Source organism: Citrobacter sp. U14242 (assembly GCF_046555775.1).
Lineage (GTDB): Bacteria > Pseudomonadota > Gammaproteobacteria > Enterobacterales > Enterobacteriaceae > Citrobacter.
The window spans coordinates 53,914-67,802 of record NZ_JBKGLW010000007.1 but is presented as its reverse complement, the minus strand read 5'-3'; the positions used below and the strand labels follow the sequence as shown (position 1 = coordinate 67,802).

The following is a 13,889-nucleotide window of genomic DNA, read 5'->3' as shown; positions in this document are numbered from 1 at the left end:
ATGTCTGCTTTTACCCCGGCAAGTGAAGTCTTGCTGCGCCACAGTGATGATTTCGAACAAAGCCGTATTCTGTTTGCCGGTGATTTGCAGGATGACCTGCCAGCCCAATTCGCAAGCGCCGCCAGCCGCGCGCATACTCAGCAGTTGCACCATTGGCAGGTACTGAGCCGCCAAATGGGTGATAACGTCCGCTTTAGCCTCGTCGCACAAGCCGATGACGTTGCTGACAGCGATACGCTGATCTACTACTGGCCGAAGAATAAGCCAGAAGCCCAGTTCCAACTGATGAATATTCTGTCGCTGTTACCCGTCGGCACCGATATTTTTGTTGTCGGTGAGAACCGCAGCGGTGTGCGCAGCGCAGAGCAGATGCTGGCCGAATACGCGCCACTGAATAAAGTCGACAGCGCCCGTCGCTGTGGTCTTTATCATGGCCGCCTGGAAAAACAGCCCGTTTTTGATGCAGAAAAATACTGGGATGAATACACCATCGACAATCTGACCATCAAAACCTTGCCTGGCGTATTCAGCCGTGACGGACTGGATGTCGGCAGCCAGTTGCTGCTCTCTACGCTAACGCCGCACACTAAAGGCAAGGTTCTGGATGTCGGCTGTGGCGCGGGCGTGCTCTCTGTTGCGTTAGCCAGTCACTCGCCGAAAGTTCGACTGACCCTGTGCGATGTCAGCGCATCCGCGGTTGAAGCCAGTCGCGCAACGCTTGCTGCAAACGGCATTGAAGGTGACGTGATTGCCAGTAACGTCTTTTCTGACGTGACAGGCCGCTTTGATATGATCATCTCTAACCCGCCGTTCCACGATGGCATGCAGACCAGCCTTGATGCAGCTCAAACGCTGATTCGCGGGGCAGTTCGTCACCTGAACAGCGGCGGCGAGCTGCGTATCGTGGCCAACGCCTTCCTGCCGTATCCGAAAGTGCTGGATGAGGTGTTTGGTTTCCATGAAGTTATCGCACAAACCGGTCGTTTCAAGGTTTATCGTACCATCATGACGCGTCAGGCGAAAAAAGCCTAACTGATGTAGGCCGGATAAGACGTTTACGCCGCCATCCGACGTGACACCGGGTAATGCCGGATGGCGCTATCGCTTATCCGGCCTACGGCTGGCGCCCATTTTTACATCAATTAATCGCGTCCTGGGCAATTAACTATTGACGAAAAGCTGAAAACCACTAGAATGCGCCTCCGTGGTAACGATACTTTTTGAGTATCGATGGTATGCGAAGGTGGCGGAATTGGTAGACGCGCTAGCTTCAGGTGTTAGTGTCCTTTCGGACGTGGGGGTTCAAGTCCCCCCCCTCGCACCATAATCCACGTTGATATTGCTCGCACTGGGCGAAGGTGGCGGAATTGGTAGACGCGCTAGCTTCAGGTGTTAGTGTTCTTACGGACGTGGGGGTTCAAGTCCCCCCCCTCGCACCAACGAGGCGATATCAAAAAAAGTAAGATGACTGTGCGAAGGTGGCGGAATTGGTAGACGCGCTAGCTTCAGGTGTTAGTGTCCTTACGGACGTGGGGGTTCAAGTCCCCCCCCTCGCACCAATTATCTTATTTTCCTCTCGGTTTTCTTCTCTGCTTTACTCATCCCTGATTCCAGTTCATTACTACCAAGACAATACCGCCGATCAGCGCTGCACATGAAGGCAACAAAACGAAATGCCGTAAGCGTTTGTGGTATAGCATTAGCGAAGTCAACAGCAATCCTAATACAATCATCGCCTTCCATGCGTCGAGTGACAGGTCAGTAAATGCCAGCCCGGCAATCACTATCCCCGGCAGCAAAACCCCCCATCCACTGCCCAGCGCACGTTGCAACATGGTTTCACCTATGACATTGATAATGATAACCAATATCATATGATAAATTTTCTCATTTGTCAGCCAGGAAAGGCTATCAATTCTATGAGTTTTACTTAACGATTGATGACATGAATAATTTAAGGTGATAAATTGCTCGCCGGTTAGCTTTTCATCAAAAAACAATAACGACCTGAACGAATGATTTTTCGTTCATCTTTTTTCCTTACAAACACACCTTCATATATTGCAGATAGATAACAATATTTACCTATGACAGTACAATCCTGGCGAACTCTGCGCACTAAGAAATATCAACTCTCTTTACGTCTGTTTCTGCTTCTCAACGCAGTCTCCGCGCTGTTTACGCTTGTTTTCCCACTTTTTGCCGTCAACGCCTTATCTGTCCCGGCATTGATCATCCTGGCCGCCAGTACATTGCTGTTGGCATGGCATGGGAAATATGCGAATAAAAGAATTAATCTTCCTTTTATTTCAATCGTTTTTGGCTTGTTATGGGCATTGCATATTTTCCTGAAATTTAACGCGCTAGGTCATAATGATTATTATTTCCTGTTAATAGCGCTTCTCAGCGTGCTGTTTATTGGTTCTATCGCTTTTGCCAATAATATCATTGCCTTTACCCTCCACTCACTTCCCTCAGTTGCCGTGTGCTTGTGGCTGAATGGCAGTGAACATGGGCTGCGAGTGATCTATTTCATGGCACTGCCGATGGCTGGGATCGCCATTCAGCATGTGATCCAAAAGCGCTATGACGGTTTTGCTCAGCAACTGATGTACAAACTTTTAGAGGAACGGGAAACGCTGAACGGCCTCAGTATGCTCGACCCGCTGACGGGTCTGTATAACCGCCGGGGGCTGCAACACCGACTCGATACGTTGCTGGCACTGAGCAACTCGAAGCATTACGTCTTATTGCTGGATATCGATCATTTCAAAGCCTATAACGACCATTACGGGCATATGATGGGCGATCAGGCGTTAATTCGCGTTTCTGCCGCGATTCGTGATTCCGTACGCTCCCGGGATGTGGTCGCGCGTTTTGGTGGCGAAGAATTTATGGTGTTACTGACCGCCGTCGATCCACAGCAGGCGCAGGCCGCAGCTGAGCGTATCCGCCAGAAAGTATATGACCTTAAGATTCCTCATATGTTTAATGAGAGCGTAGCAACCAATGTGACGGTCAGCATCGGCATTGCGCCTTTAGTGGATCAGGATATTGACTCTGCGATTACCAGAGCAGACAAAGCGCTTTATGAGGCCAAGAATCTCGGTCGAAACAACACCCTGGTCAGCGATGAACTGAGGATAAACTGCGCCTCTTCCTGAGTTTATCCGTGCGGAACTGCCCGATATTGCGACAAAGATCTTGCCATCGTTTACCCTCACCTATAGGATTAGCAATCATTATCATTTAGATTAACATCCTTATATCACCATGGCTTACCGTTCCGCACCCATCGTTGAAGATGTCATCTGGCGCAGCCATCTCCCTTCAGAGATGCCCTCGCTGGCGGCCTCCGTGCGTGCGACCATAGCCCAAACTCGCGAACACTTGCTGGATTTCATTCGTCTTGACGAGCCCCCACCACAAGGTGCAATGACATTACATGAATGGACGCAACCGACAACGTTAAGTTCGCTTCTGGCCGTTTATTCAGACCATATCTACCGCAACCAGCCCACGTTAGTACGCGAAAATAAACCGCTGCTCTCCCTCTGGGCGCAATGGTATATCGGCCTGATGATGCCCCCGCTTATGGTAGCTCTGCTGACGCAAAAAGAAGCCATGGATGTCGCGCCTGAACATATGCACGTGGAATTTCACGAAACCGGGCGTGCCGCATGTTTCTGGATAGATGTACATCAGGATCACCAGACCACTGCGCTCTCACCGCAACAACGCATGGAAACGCTGATTTTGTCAGCCCTGACACCGGTTGTTCAGGCGCTGGAATCGACGGGTGAGATCAACGCGAAACTTATCTGGAGCAATACCGGGTATCTCATCCACTGGTATTTAACGGAAATGAAGCCGCTGTTAGGTGAAGAGCTGCTGACAACATTGCGTCAAACCTGCTTCTTTGAGAAACAGCTCTCCTGTGGCCAGGATAATCCGTTGTGGCGTACCGTCGTTCCACGTGAGGGTCTGTTAGTACGCAGAACCTGCTGTCAACGCTATCGCTTGCCCGATGTTCAGCAATGCGGTGACTGCACGTTAAAGTAAGCGAGGAGCCACAACCCCCCGCCTGCACGATTACGCTACCTGCTGACTTTCCTCTTCTATACGCTGAGCTTCTTCTTTTTCCTGCGCCAGCAATTGCTTTTCATAGACCTTAAAGAATGGGAAGTAGATGATGGCAGAAACCAGCGCCAACACGACCACCAGGATCGCCGCTCGATAATCCCAGCCTAATGCCCATGCCGCCCCCACCGGGGCCGGTGCGGTCCAGGGAACGACAGAAATGACGCGACCAATCAAATCCAGCTTCATCGCCGCCCAGGCCAATACGGCATTCACCATCGGCGCAAGCAGGAACGGAATAAAGAACACCGGATTCATCACTATCGGCGTGCCGAAAATCACCGGTTCATTGATATTAAAAATGCTTGGGACGACGCTGAGGCGTCCAATTGAGCGTAAATGGGCAGAGCGGCTGCGCAGATAGCAAATCACCAGCCCCATCGTTGCCCCCGATCCCCCCACCACGATAAAAAACGTCCAGAACGCTTCCATAAAGATATGCGGCAAAGGAGCCCCCTGCGCCAGCGCCGATTGATTCATGCCGAGGTTGGTCAGCCAGAACATTTGCAGCATCCCGGACACAATCGCCGCCCCGTGAATCCCGGCAAACCACAGCAGGTGGCCTATCAATACCGCCAGCAGTATCGCCGGAAGAGAATCGGCAGCAGACACCAGCGGTTTAAAGATTGCCATAATGGCCTGAGGGATCAGCATATCAAACTGCGACTGTATCACCAGGCTAAGCGGGTACAGCGTCAGTACCACAACCAGCACTGGGATCAGGAGATCAAATGAGTTTTTGATCATCGGCGGCACTTGATCGGGTAAGCGGATCCCGATGTTGTGCACCTTCAGGAACCGCATCATCTCAACGCAATAAATCGCCACGAGGATCGCGGTGAAAATCCCCGTCCCACCCAGGCTATCAACCGGCATCGTACCTTTGGTTTTCGGTGCGGCGATCAGTAAAAACGCCATGATGGACAGCATCGCGCACATAAACGGATCCAGCTGATGCGACTTCACATAGTGTTTACCCAGGTTGTAAGCAATGGCGGCACATATATAGACCGACATGATCCCCATCGTCATATCAAACGGCGTGAGTATCTGGCCTTCAAATTGTTTTGCCAGATCCAGCCATGCGCGGGCAAATCCCCAGGTGGTATCCGGCGAAAAAGGGGGATAGGCAAAAACCAGCAAAAAAGATCCTACAATCATAAACGGCATTGCCGAAATGAAGCCATCACGTATTGCCATCACATGACGTTGTGAAGAAATGCGCCCGGCGACAGGGCTAACGTAGTTTTCAACAAAGCGGAAAATCACATTAAACACAGCATGGTTAGTAGACATAGCCGCTCTCCTGTTGTGCAAAACCCTGTAAATGTGCTGGTATCAACACCACCACGTAAGGCCCGTTACCACTTTTCGCAACCGTGCCGGGAGGAACACCAGCGCTACCGCTATTAAAGTTAAGTTTCATAGATGGCTCTTATTATGTGATACAGAGGAAGTGACAGCTTCAGTATTAATCGCCATTTCAATATTCTGCAACCGGTTACTGTAACCGGTTTCTTTGATTGTGAAGGTGATCGAAAAACTGTCGATGTTGCTATGTTGTTACAATAAAATATTTACAGTAACGCTGCCCCTATGACAAATTACGCCAGGCGGTTTTCTGCTATACAGGGCTGCGGATAAGCGAGAGGGAGAAAAGAATGAGTTTGCAATCAGTGCGGCAGTTTTTAGCGCAACATGCGCCAGATATTGAAATCATCGAATTAGATCAAAGCACCGCCACCGTCGATCTGGCAGCAAAAGCCCATAACGTCGAACCAGGGCAGATCGCAAAAACGCTGTCACTAAAAGTGAAAAACGACATTATCCTGGTCGTCGCCAGAGGAGATGCTCGCCTCGATAATAAAAAACTGAAAAATACGTTTGGCGCCAAAGCGCGCATGCTGAGCAGCGATGAAGTGGTCATCGCAACAGGCCATCCCGTGGGAGGCGTATGTCCTTTCGGGTTGGAGACACCAATATCGGTGTACTGTGATGTCTCGTTGAAATACTACACTGAAGTGCTCCCTGCGGCTGGAGCCACTCACAGCGCGGTTCGCATCACGCCAGAGAGAATAGCAGAACTGACTGCGGCGACCTGGGTTGATGTGTGCCAGTGATCGATTTACCTTTCCATGCCAATGACTACGCTGATACACCTTTTCTCAAGCGCGCCATAACGGGGCAGTACGACGAAAAGATGACGGTTCAGCAGAGCGTACATGCAACAGAATATCGGCAGCATCCAGTAATCCGGCATCCGAACTAACGCCCAGTTTGGACATCACATTAAATTTATGCGCACGAATCGTTTTAATGTTTCGCTCAAGCTCAATCGCGATCTGCAGCATCGAATAGCCATTCGACATATAGCGCAGAATTTCGCGCTCGGTTGGGCTAAGCATACGACATTGATTGATATACCAGAGTTTTTTTGTATCCTCTGTTTCCCCTCTGACACAATCCAACGCTGCAAATAATTCTTCCTGTAACACACTCAGTGTGGATGCTTTGCTAATCACGGCATCCAGTGGTGACGGTGACAGCGAGCCAATTAACCGCGCCTCCTCATCATCATCGGCAATGACTACTCGCTTGATGCGAGGGTGTTTCATCGCCAGCTCCGTCAGGTAGGCCAGCCCGGTGCGACGATCGGTTCTTTTCGCGGAAAGTGAAAAAATAACCGCGAAAAATGACGTCTGTGACATCGCCTGGCTGAAGGCTGGCTGTCGTGAAAAGGGATGGAGTCGATATTGGTTATTCGGTATGGCATTAAATAAATTATAAATACCCACACTGCTCATGACACACTTTTCTACCAGTGCGACATTTCTTTTGATACTTCCGTCTTCCATTCCGTGGTCTCTCCATAAACTGAAGGTAGATTCAATTCTCGTGCTCCTTGAGAACTATTTATCCAGGCATACATCTCCGCATTGCTGTGTATAGACAGACGGCGCATTGCGCTATTTTTTTGGGCGCTGATGGTCTTATTACTTTTTTTAAGTAATGTGGCAATCTGGTTAATCCCCCAACCCTTTCCCAGAAGCCGTAGCACTTTCCGTTCAGATAGCGTCAGAATAATTGAATGTACGCTATGATCCTGTCTTTCTGGTGTTATTACCGGAGAAAGCAATACCTGGCTAATTCTGTCAGCATAAATATTCCCCGCATCAATAGCATTTACTAAACTGTCGATCGGTTCGGCATCGGATAACAGCGTACTGATTGGACACATCAGCAACTCAACGGCCACAGGATAATAATTTCGAGAAACAAGAAAGACCCAGTGAATATCACGGTATTGGGGTAACAAAGAATAATATTGTTCGCAGATCGAACGCGGATGGCTACAATCTCCGGTTAAATCAGCGATGACCAGATCTGAACGTCGCAGTTGCAGCAATGTCAGTTCTTCTACAGAGCGGCAGTAGGTCAGTTTGTAATCGGAGAAATGCGCCTGCATTACCCCTTTAAGCCCAGTTTGTATGATAGGTAATTTACTAATAATAATTGCGTTCTTGCAGCGTCCCAGCAACATAACTCCTCCATATTCACATGTCTTCATATCTTGCTTGCACAAGTATCACCTACAATCAAATAAAATAATTAATAAATAGACATGCGTTGAACAATAGACAGGATGAATTATTATCCCTATTCTGAATAAGGAACGGTGATGCTACATTCCCAATAACATCACACTATAAATTTATCATGCCATAATCACGCATAAGTACAATCATTGTACAATTAAAATAACTACATTAAATTATTAGCATTCCTTACGTAATTACTGCTCACCTCAGAAAATTTAGCCCTGGTTCAGGAGTGGGTCCACAATACGATTCCCTGCAACCACCGAGTGGCCGGTTTCTTTTTTCAACACAAAGATTGATCTTATCCAGAGCCAACAGACTCGCGCTTCATGATAAAAAGAAGATATTCTTCATTAAGAGAGCATCTTTTAGTCAGAGCGAGCTATGCAAACAGAGCAGTCGTCACAAAGAACGGTTACACGGTTATGTATACAATGCGGGCTTTTTTTACTGCAACATGGCGCAGAAAGCGCGTTAGTCGATGAACTTTCCACCCGCCTGGGTCTGGCGCTTGGGATGGACAGTGTAGAAAGTGCCATATCATCGAATGCTATCGTCCTGACGACGATCAAAGACGGACAATGCCTGACATCGACCCGAAAAAATCAGGATCGTGGCATCAATATGCACGTCGTGACGGAAGTGCAACACATCGTTATTTTGGCAGAACATAATCTGCTGGATGAAAAAGGGGTAGAGAAACGGTTTAACCAAATCAAACCGCTGCGCTATCCCAGATGGCTGGTTGCTTTCATGGTCGGATTGTCCTGCGCCTGCTTTTGTAAGCTCAATAACGGCGGCTGGGATGGCGCGATGATCACCTTTTTCGCCAGCATGATCGCCATGTACATTCGCCAGATCCTGGCTTCCCGGCATTTGCATCCACAAATCAACTTTTGTATCACCGCTTTCGTGGCAACGACCATATCCGGCCTGCTGCTTACGCTGCCGACGTTTAATCACACGCCGACTGTAGCCATGGCCGCCAGCGTGCTGTTACTGGTTCCCGGTTTCCCGTTGATCAATTCAGTTGCGGATATGTTTAAAGGTCACATTAACACCGGCCTCGCTCGCTGGGCGATTGCCAGTCTGCTTACGCTGGCAACCTGCATTGGCGTGGTGATGTCCATGACCTTATGGGGGCTTCGCGGATGGGCGTGATCGATTTTATTTTTGCACTCATACAGGACATGATCCTTTCTGCCATCCCGGCAGTAGGATTTGCCATGGTCTTTAATGTTCCACATCGGGCGCTTCCCTGGTGTGCGTTGTTGGGCGCATTGGGACACGGTTCCCGAATGGTTATGATGACCGCTGGATTTAACATCGAGTGGTCCACCTTTATGGCCTCATTGCTGGTAGGCTGCATTGGGATCCAGTGGTCACGATGGTATCTGGCACATCCGAAAGTCTTCACCGTTGCGGCAGTGATCCCTATGTTCCCAGGGATCTCCGCCTACACCGCCATGATATCCGCTGTAAAGATCGGTCATTTCGGCTATAGCGAAGCGCTGATGATCACCCTGCTGACCAACTTCCTGAAAGCGTCATCGATTGTGGGCGCACTCTCAATTGGGCTTTCCGTGCCAGGATTATGGCTGTATCGCAAACGTCCGCGCGTTTAACGAGTGAACCTGTTTACCCCTTCGCAGATGGGGGGAACCTTCCCTCATCTGCTGCTCTCCTCTTTCTCTGTGTTACTATAAAAGCAGTCCCTTCTCGGTTGTTGTTCAGTATTGAGAAACATTATGTCCTGCAAAATTTTGACTCCGGACGTCATCAGTATTGACGCCTTATTACACGATCACAACGCGGTGCTGGCAAAGTCGGCGACTGGCGCTGTGGCTGTTTTTGCCAATAATGTGCCGGCTTTTTACGCAGTAACCCCAGCACGGCTGGCAGAGTTGCTGGCGCTTGAAGAGAAGCTGTCACGCCCGGGAAGCGATGTAACATTAGATGCCCAATTTTATGAAGAGCCGCAAGCTGCACCGGTTGCCGTGCCAATGGGTAAATTTGCGATGTACGCTGACTGGCAGCCAGATGCTGACTTCCAGCGTCAGGCGGCGTTATGGGGAGTGGCGCTAAGAGAGCCAGTCACCGCTGAAGAACTGGCTTCATTTGTTGCCTACTGGCAAGCCGAAGGCAAAGTCTTTCACCATATCCAGTGGCAGCAAAAACTGGCGCGCAGCATACAAATAGGCCGGGCCAGCAATGGCGGAATGCCCAAGCGCGATGTTAACAGTGTCAGCGAACCTGACAGCCATATTCCACCAGGTTTTAGGGGATAACGATGAAAAACGTTGGCGACCTGATGAAACGTTTGCAAAAAATGATGCCACCTAATGTTGAGCCAGCCTTCAAAACAGGTGAGGAGCTGCTGGCGTGGCAAAAGGAGCAAGGTGAAATTCGTGCCGCTGCATTGGCGCGTGAAAACCGGGCCATGAAAATGCAAAGGACCTTCAACCGTTCCGGTATCCGCCCACTACACCAGAACTGCTCGTTCGAGAACTATCGCGTCGAGTGCGAAGGTCAAATGAATGCCCTGAGCAAAGCCCGCCAATACGTTGAAGAGTTTGACGGCAACATCGCCAGTTTTATCTTCTCCGGCAAACCCGGTACGGGTAAAAACCATCTTGCCGCTGCCATCTGCAACGAACTGCTGCTGCGCGGCAAGTCGGTACTGATTATTACCGTGGCCGACATCATGTCGGCGATGAAAGAAACATTCAGCAATCGTGAGACCAGTGAAGAGCAACTGCTCAACGATCTCAGCAATGTGGATCTACTGGTGATCGACGAGATCGGCATGCAGACAGAATCCCGCTACGAAAAAGTGATCATCAACCAGATTGTCGATCGCCGTTCGTCGTCTAAACGCCCAACCGGCATGTTAACAAACAGCAATATGGATGAAATGAACAAACTGCTCGGCGAACGGGTGATGGATCGTATGCGTCTGGGCAACAGCCTGTGGGTGATCTTTAACTGGGAAAGCTACCGGAGTCGGGTCACCGGCAAAGAGTATTAGCGTATTGGGAACACTCCTAAGACAGCCAGCGCTATACTGCGCTGAAAATGCATAACACGAGTTACACATAATGATGAAAACTACCAAACGTCTGCTGTGCTGCGCGGTTGCCGCCAGCACGCTCATCTCCACCAGCGTTTTTGCCGCATCCTGGCAAGATTCGCTCTCCAGCGCAGCCAGCGAACTGAGTAAACAAAGCTCCACCTCGCAGGGCAGTTCCTCGATTTCTTCCCTGACCAGCCTGCTAAATGGCAGCAATCAGTCCCTGACGTCCAGCAGCATGAATAACGCAGCAGGGATTTTGGAATACTGTGCGAAACAGAAACTGGCTTCGGTCACTGACGCGCAAAACGTCAAAAACCAGGTGCTGGATAAACTGGGTCTGAGCACGGCTGAGCAGAAAAAAGATACCAACTATCTGGATGGTATTCAGGGGATGCTCAATACCAAAGATGGTCAGCAGCTTAACCTGAGTAACATTGGCAGCACACCGCTGGCCGAGAAGGTCAAAGCCAAGGCCTGCGATCTGGTATTAAAACAGGGTATGAACTTCATTTCCTGATACAACAAATGCCGCGCCCCGGCCATTTCACCACCGGCGCGGCGTCATTCAATTCCACGAAGATATTTACCTGCCAGGTGAGTAGTGATTGCCCGCAAAAACCCGCATATCTAAACCAATTCTGAATAACAATCTCATTTAATGTCACTACAATTGCAGCAATATAACAACGCTATTACATTGTACTCTCAAAAAAATGATTAGCCTGCCAGGCAATTGCCCGGTGTTACTGAGGATAGACCGTTGTCAGAATTGCTCTCCATCACTCTGTTTCTCGCTTCGGTACTGATTTATGCCTGGAAAGCGGGTCGCAACACCTGGTGGTTCGCCGCCACGTTAACGGTGCTGGGGTTCTTTATTGTCTTACACATCACGCTGTATGCCAGTGACTATTTCACAGGTGACGGCATTAACGATGCGGTACTGTACACCCTGACCAACAGCCTGACTGGCGCGGGTATCGGAAAATATATCCTGCCGGGCGTTGGGATCGCCCTGGCGCTGACCACCGTTTTTGTCACGCTGGGTTGGATACTGCGCCGCCGTCGCCATCATCCGCATCATGTCGGTTACAGTCTGCTGGCTCTGCTGCTGGCGCTGGCTTCTGTTGATGCCAGTCCTGCTTTCCACCAAATAACTGAACTGGTCAAATCCCAGTCACGCGATGGCGATCCCGATTTTGCGACCTATTACAAAGAACCATCAAAAACGATCCCCAATCCGAAGCTGAATCTGGTTTATATCTACGGCGAAAGTCTGGAGCGTACTTATTTTAACAACGACGCCTTCCCGGAGCTGACTCCGGAACTCGGCGCGTTGAAAAACGAAGGTCTGGATTTCAGCAACACCATGCAGCTGCCGGGTACGGATTACACCATCGCCGGCATGGTCGCCTCACAGTGTGGCATTCCGCTGTTTGCGCCATTTGAAGGCAACGCCTCGGCATCGGTTTCCAGCTTCTTTCCCAACAATATCTGTCTGGGCGATATCCTGAAGAACTCCGGTTATCAGAACTATTTTGTGCAGGGTGCAAACCTGCGCTTTGCCGGGAAAGATGTATTCCTGAAATCCCACGGATTTGATCATCTGTACGGCGCGGAAGAGTTAAAAGGCGTCGTTGCAGACCCTGCTTATCGTAACGACTGGGGCTTTTATGATGACACCGTACTGGATGAAGCGTGGAAAAAGTTCGAAGAACTGTCACGTTCAGGGCAGCGTTTTTCGCTGTTTACCCTGACCGTTGATACTCACCACCCGGACGGTTTCATCTCACGCAGCTGTAACCGTAAGCGTTATGCTATTGACGGTAAAACCAACCAGTCCTTCAGTGCGGTCAGTTGCAGCCAGGAAAATATCGCCAGGTTTATTAATAAAATTAAAGCCTCACCGTGGTTTAAAGATACCGTGATTGTCGTCTCTTCCGATCATCTGGCAATGAACAACACCGCCTGGAAGTATCTCAACAAGCAAGATCGTAACAACCTGTTCTTCGTGTTACGCGGCGATCACCCCCAGCAGGAGACCCTGGCGGTGAAGCGTAATACCATGGATAACGGTGCTACCGTACTGGATATTCTGGGCGGCGATAATTTTATCGGCCTTGGACGCAGCAGCTTGTCCAGCGAATCCGTATCGGAAGTGTTCCTGAATATCAAAGAGAAAATGCTGGCGTGGAAGCCCAACATCATCCGTTTGTGGAATTTCCCGAAAGAGATGAAAGCATTCACCATCGATCGGGACAAAGAGATGATCTCTTTCTCAGGGAGTCATTTCCGTCTGCCGCTGCTGCTCCGGGTGTCGGATCAACGCGTCGAACCATTGCCGGAAAGTGAATACTCAGCCCCGCTGCGCTTCCAGCTGGCTGATTTCGCCCCGCGTGACAACTTTGTCTGGATAGACCGCTGTTACAAAATGGCGCAGCTGTGGGCACCGGAACTGGCACTCTCCACCGACTGGTGCGTATCACAGGGGCAACTGGGCGGGCAGCAGATCGTGCAGCATGTCGATAAAGCCAACTGGAAAGGGAAGACGACATTTAAAGACACAGTCATCGACATCGAACGCTATAAAGGTAACGTCGATACACTCAAAATTGTCGATAACGATATTCGCTACAAAGCTGACAGTTTCATTTTCAACGTAGCGGGCGCACCGGAAGAGGTGAAACAGTTTAGCGGAATTTCACGCCCTGAATCCTGGGGACGCTGGTCTAACGCACAGCTGAGCGAAGAAGTGAAAATCGAATATAAGGCTCCATTGCCGAAGAAATTCGATCTGGTTATCACCGCGAAAGCCTTTGGTGACAACGCTAATCGCCCTATTCCCGTACGCGTCGGCAACCAGGAACAAACGCTGGTATTAAGCCAGGAGGTCAGCACAACCATCTTGCATTTTGATAACCCGACATCCGCCGACACGCTGGTGATTGTCCCACCCGATCCCGTCGCCACCAACGAGGGCAACATTCTGGGTCACTCGCCACGTAAGCTGGGGATCGGGATGGTTGAAATTAAAGTCGTGGATGTGCAAGGGTAAAAAAAACAGCGCCCAACACCGCACC

At 49.9% G+C, this 13,889-nt stretch carries 15 protein-coding genes and 3 tRNA genes; 13 read left to right on the top strand and 5 right to left on the bottom strand.

Translation table 11 applies throughout. From position 1 onward, the window contains the following. The 4 genes from rsmC (at position 1) to ACLJXE_RS12985 (ending at position 1,559) form a co-directional block, all read left to right on the top strand. Positions 1-1,032 carry a 16S rRNA (guanine(1207)-N(2))-methyltransferase RsmC gene (gene rsmC / locus ACLJXE_RS13000; protein WP_410751081.1) on the top strand — a complete coding sequence of 344 codons (1,032 nt, stop codon included), beginning with the start codon at positions 1-3 and terminating at the stop codon, positions 1,030-1,032. A 205-nt stretch (positions 1,033-1,237) separates the two neighbouring features. Next, positions 1,238-1,324 (top strand) — tRNA-Leu (locus ACLJXE_RS12995). 28 nt (positions 1,325-1,352) lie between these two features. Then, positions 1,353-1,439, top strand: a tRNA-Leu gene (locus ACLJXE_RS12990). 33 nt (positions 1,440-1,472) lie between these two features. Next, positions 1,473-1,559: transfer RNA gene (locus ACLJXE_RS12985), tRNA-Leu, on the top strand. Between the two features lie 39 nt (positions 1,560-1,598). Here ACLJXE_RS12985 and ACLJXE_RS12980 read toward each other — a convergent pair. After that, complete coding sequence (locus tag ACLJXE_RS12980) at positions 1,599-1,835, bottom strand: DUF1435 domain-containing protein (RefSeq protein ID WP_410751213.1); 237 nt, start codon at positions 1,833-1,835, stop codon at positions 1,599-1,601. Between the two features lie 252 nt (positions 1,836-2,087). Between ACLJXE_RS12980 and ACLJXE_RS12975 the strand changes: the two genes are divergently transcribed. Together ACLJXE_RS12975 and fhuF are read left to right on the top strand one after the other, a co-directional pair. After that, complete coding sequence (locus ACLJXE_RS12975; RefSeq protein ID WP_410751080.1) at positions 2,088-3,164, top strand: GGDEF domain-containing protein; 1,077 nt, start codon at positions 2,088-2,090, stop codon at positions 3,162-3,164. Between the two features lie 109 nt (positions 3,165-3,273). After that, positions 3,274-4,062, top strand: a complete 789-nt coding sequence (gene fhuF / locus ACLJXE_RS12970; RefSeq protein WP_410751079.1) for a siderophore-iron reductase FhuF — start codon at positions 3,274-3,276, stop codon at positions 4,060-4,062. Between the two features lie 30 nt (positions 4,063-4,092). On the opposite strand, the gene ACLJXE_RS12965 is transcribed toward fhuF, so the two are convergent. After that, complete coding sequence (locus ACLJXE_RS12965) at positions 4,093-5,436, bottom strand: PTS sugar transporter subunit IIC (RefSeq protein WP_410751078.1); 1,344 nt, start codon at positions 5,434-5,436, stop codon at positions 4,093-4,095. Next, positions 5,426-5,566 (bottom strand): hypothetical protein, encoded by a 141-nt coding sequence (locus ACLJXE_RS12960; RefSeq protein WP_271441718.1) that lies wholly within the window; start codon positions 5,564-5,566, stop codon positions 5,426-5,428. The genes ACLJXE_RS12965 and ACLJXE_RS12960 overlap by 11 nt, the downstream gene beginning before the upstream one ends. 235 nt (positions 5,567-5,801) lie before the next feature. Between ACLJXE_RS12960 and ACLJXE_RS12955 the strand changes: the two genes are divergently transcribed. Next, positions 5,802-6,260, top strand: coding sequence for a YbaK/EbsC family protein (locus ACLJXE_RS12955; protein ID WP_410751077.1), 459 nt, complete (start codon positions 5,802-5,804; stop codon positions 6,258-6,260). Positions 6,261-6,305: 45 nt separating this feature from the next. Here the strand turns inward: ACLJXE_RS12955 and bglJ are convergent, their stop codons facing one another. Both bglJ and ACLJXE_RS12945 read right to left on the bottom strand, forming a co-directional pair. Then, a complete protein-coding gene (bglJ, locus tag ACLJXE_RS12950) occupies positions 6,306-6,995 on the bottom strand; it encodes a DNA-binding transcriptional activator BglJ (RefSeq protein ID WP_410751076.1) in 690 nt (229 codons plus the stop codon). Continuing rightward, complete coding sequence (locus ACLJXE_RS12945; protein WP_410751075.1) at positions 6,956-7,681, bottom strand: helix-turn-helix transcriptional regulator; 726 nt, start codon at positions 7,679-7,681, stop codon at positions 6,956-6,958. The genes bglJ and ACLJXE_RS12945 overlap by 40 nt, the downstream gene beginning before the upstream one ends. 442 nt (positions 7,682-8,123) lie before the next feature. Between ACLJXE_RS12945 and ACLJXE_RS12940 the strand changes: the two genes are divergently transcribed. The 6 genes from ACLJXE_RS12940 to opgB all read left to right on the top strand — a co-directional run bounded on the left by ACLJXE_RS12940 (position 8,124) and on the right by opgB (position 13,864). Then, positions 8,124-8,900 (top strand): threonine/serine exporter ThrE family protein, encoded by a 777-nt coding sequence (locus ACLJXE_RS12940; protein ID WP_101742995.1) that lies wholly within the window; start codon positions 8,124-8,126, stop codon positions 8,898-8,900. Beyond that, positions 8,891-9,364, top strand: a complete 474-nt coding sequence (locus ACLJXE_RS12935) for a threonine/serine exporter (protein ID WP_202039584.1) — start codon at positions 8,891-8,893, stop codon at positions 9,362-9,364. The genes ACLJXE_RS12940 and ACLJXE_RS12935 overlap by 10 nt, the downstream gene beginning before the upstream one ends. A gap of 123 nt (positions 9,365-9,487) precedes the next feature. Continuing rightward, positions 9,488-10,027 (top strand): primosomal protein DnaT, encoded by a 540-nt coding sequence (gene dnaT / locus ACLJXE_RS12930; protein ID WP_410751074.1) that lies wholly within the window; start codon positions 9,488-9,490, stop codon positions 10,025-10,027. A 2-nt stretch (positions 10,028-10,029) separates the two neighbouring features. Beyond that, positions 10,030-10,767 carry a DNA replication protein DnaC gene (dnaC, locus tag ACLJXE_RS12925; RefSeq protein WP_003019133.1) on the top strand — a complete coding sequence of 246 codons (738 nt, stop codon included), beginning with the start codon at positions 10,030-10,032 and terminating at the stop codon, positions 10,765-10,767. Positions 10,768-10,837: 70 nt separating this feature from the next. Continuing rightward, complete coding sequence (locus tag ACLJXE_RS12920) at positions 10,838-11,329, top strand: DUF2501 domain-containing protein (RefSeq protein ID WP_410751073.1); 492 nt, start codon at positions 10,838-10,840, stop codon at positions 11,327-11,329. Positions 11,330-11,572: 243 nt separating this feature from the next. Beyond that, positions 11,573-13,864 (top strand): phosphatidylglycerol--membrane-oligosaccharide glycerophosphotransferase, encoded by a 2,292-nt coding sequence (gene opgB, locus ACLJXE_RS12915; protein ID WP_410751072.1) that lies wholly within the window; start codon positions 11,573-11,575, stop codon positions 13,862-13,864. The last annotated feature ends 25 nt before the right edge of the window (positions 13,865-13,889 follow it).

Excerpts from the sequence above, each read along its gene's own strand:
- ACLJXE_RS12920 (WP_410751073.1), top strand. The coding sequence starts at position 10,838 with ATGATGAAAACTACCAAACGTCTGCTGTGCTGCGCGGTTGCCGCCAGC.
- ACLJXE_RS12935 (WP_202039584.1), top strand. The coding sequence starts at position 8,891 with ATGGGCGTGATCGATTTTATTTTTGCACTCATACAGGACATGATCCTT.
- ACLJXE_RS12945 (WP_410751075.1), bottom strand. The coding sequence starts at position 7,681 with ATGTTGCTGGGACGCTGCAAGAACGCAATTATTATTAGTAAATTACCT.
- ACLJXE_RS12940 (WP_101742995.1), top strand. The coding sequence starts at position 8,124 with ATGCAAACAGAGCAGTCGTCACAAAGAACGGTTACACGGTTATGTATA.
- rsmC (WP_410751081.1), top strand. The coding sequence starts at position 1 with ATGTCTGCTTTTACCCCGGCAAGTGAAGTCTTGCTGCGCCACAGTGAT.
- ACLJXE_RS12960 (WP_271441718.1), bottom strand. The coding sequence starts at position 5,566 with ATGAAACTTAACTTTAATAGCGGTAGCGCTGGTGTTCCTCCCGGCACG.
- ACLJXE_RS12955 (WP_410751077.1), top strand. The coding sequence starts at position 5,802 with ATGAGTTTGCAATCAGTGCGGCAGTTTTTAGCGCAACATGCGCCAGAT.
- dnaC (WP_003019133.1), top strand. The coding sequence starts at position 10,030 with ATGAAAAACGTTGGCGACCTGATGAAACGTTTGCAAAAAATGATGCCA.
- ACLJXE_RS12975 (WP_410751080.1), top strand. The coding sequence starts at position 2,088 with ATGACAGTACAATCCTGGCGAACTCTGCGCACTAAGAAATATCAACTC.
- fhuF (WP_410751079.1), top strand. The coding sequence starts at position 3,274 with ATGGCTTACCGTTCCGCACCCATCGTTGAAGATGTCATCTGGCGCAGC.
- dnaT (WP_410751074.1), top strand. The coding sequence starts at position 9,488 with ATGTCCTGCAAAATTTTGACTCCGGACGTCATCAGTATTGACGCCTTA.
- bglJ (WP_410751076.1), bottom strand. The coding sequence starts at position 6,995 with ATGGAAGACGGAAGTATCAAAAGAAATGTCGCACTGGTAGAAAAGTGT.
- ACLJXE_RS12980 (WP_410751213.1), bottom strand. The coding sequence starts at position 1,835 with ATGTTGCAACGTGCGCTGGGCAGTGGATGGGGGGTTTTGCTGCCGGGG.
- ACLJXE_RS12965 (WP_410751078.1), bottom strand. The coding sequence starts at position 5,436 with ATGTCTACTAACCATGCTGTGTTTAATGTGATTTTCCGCTTTGTTGAA.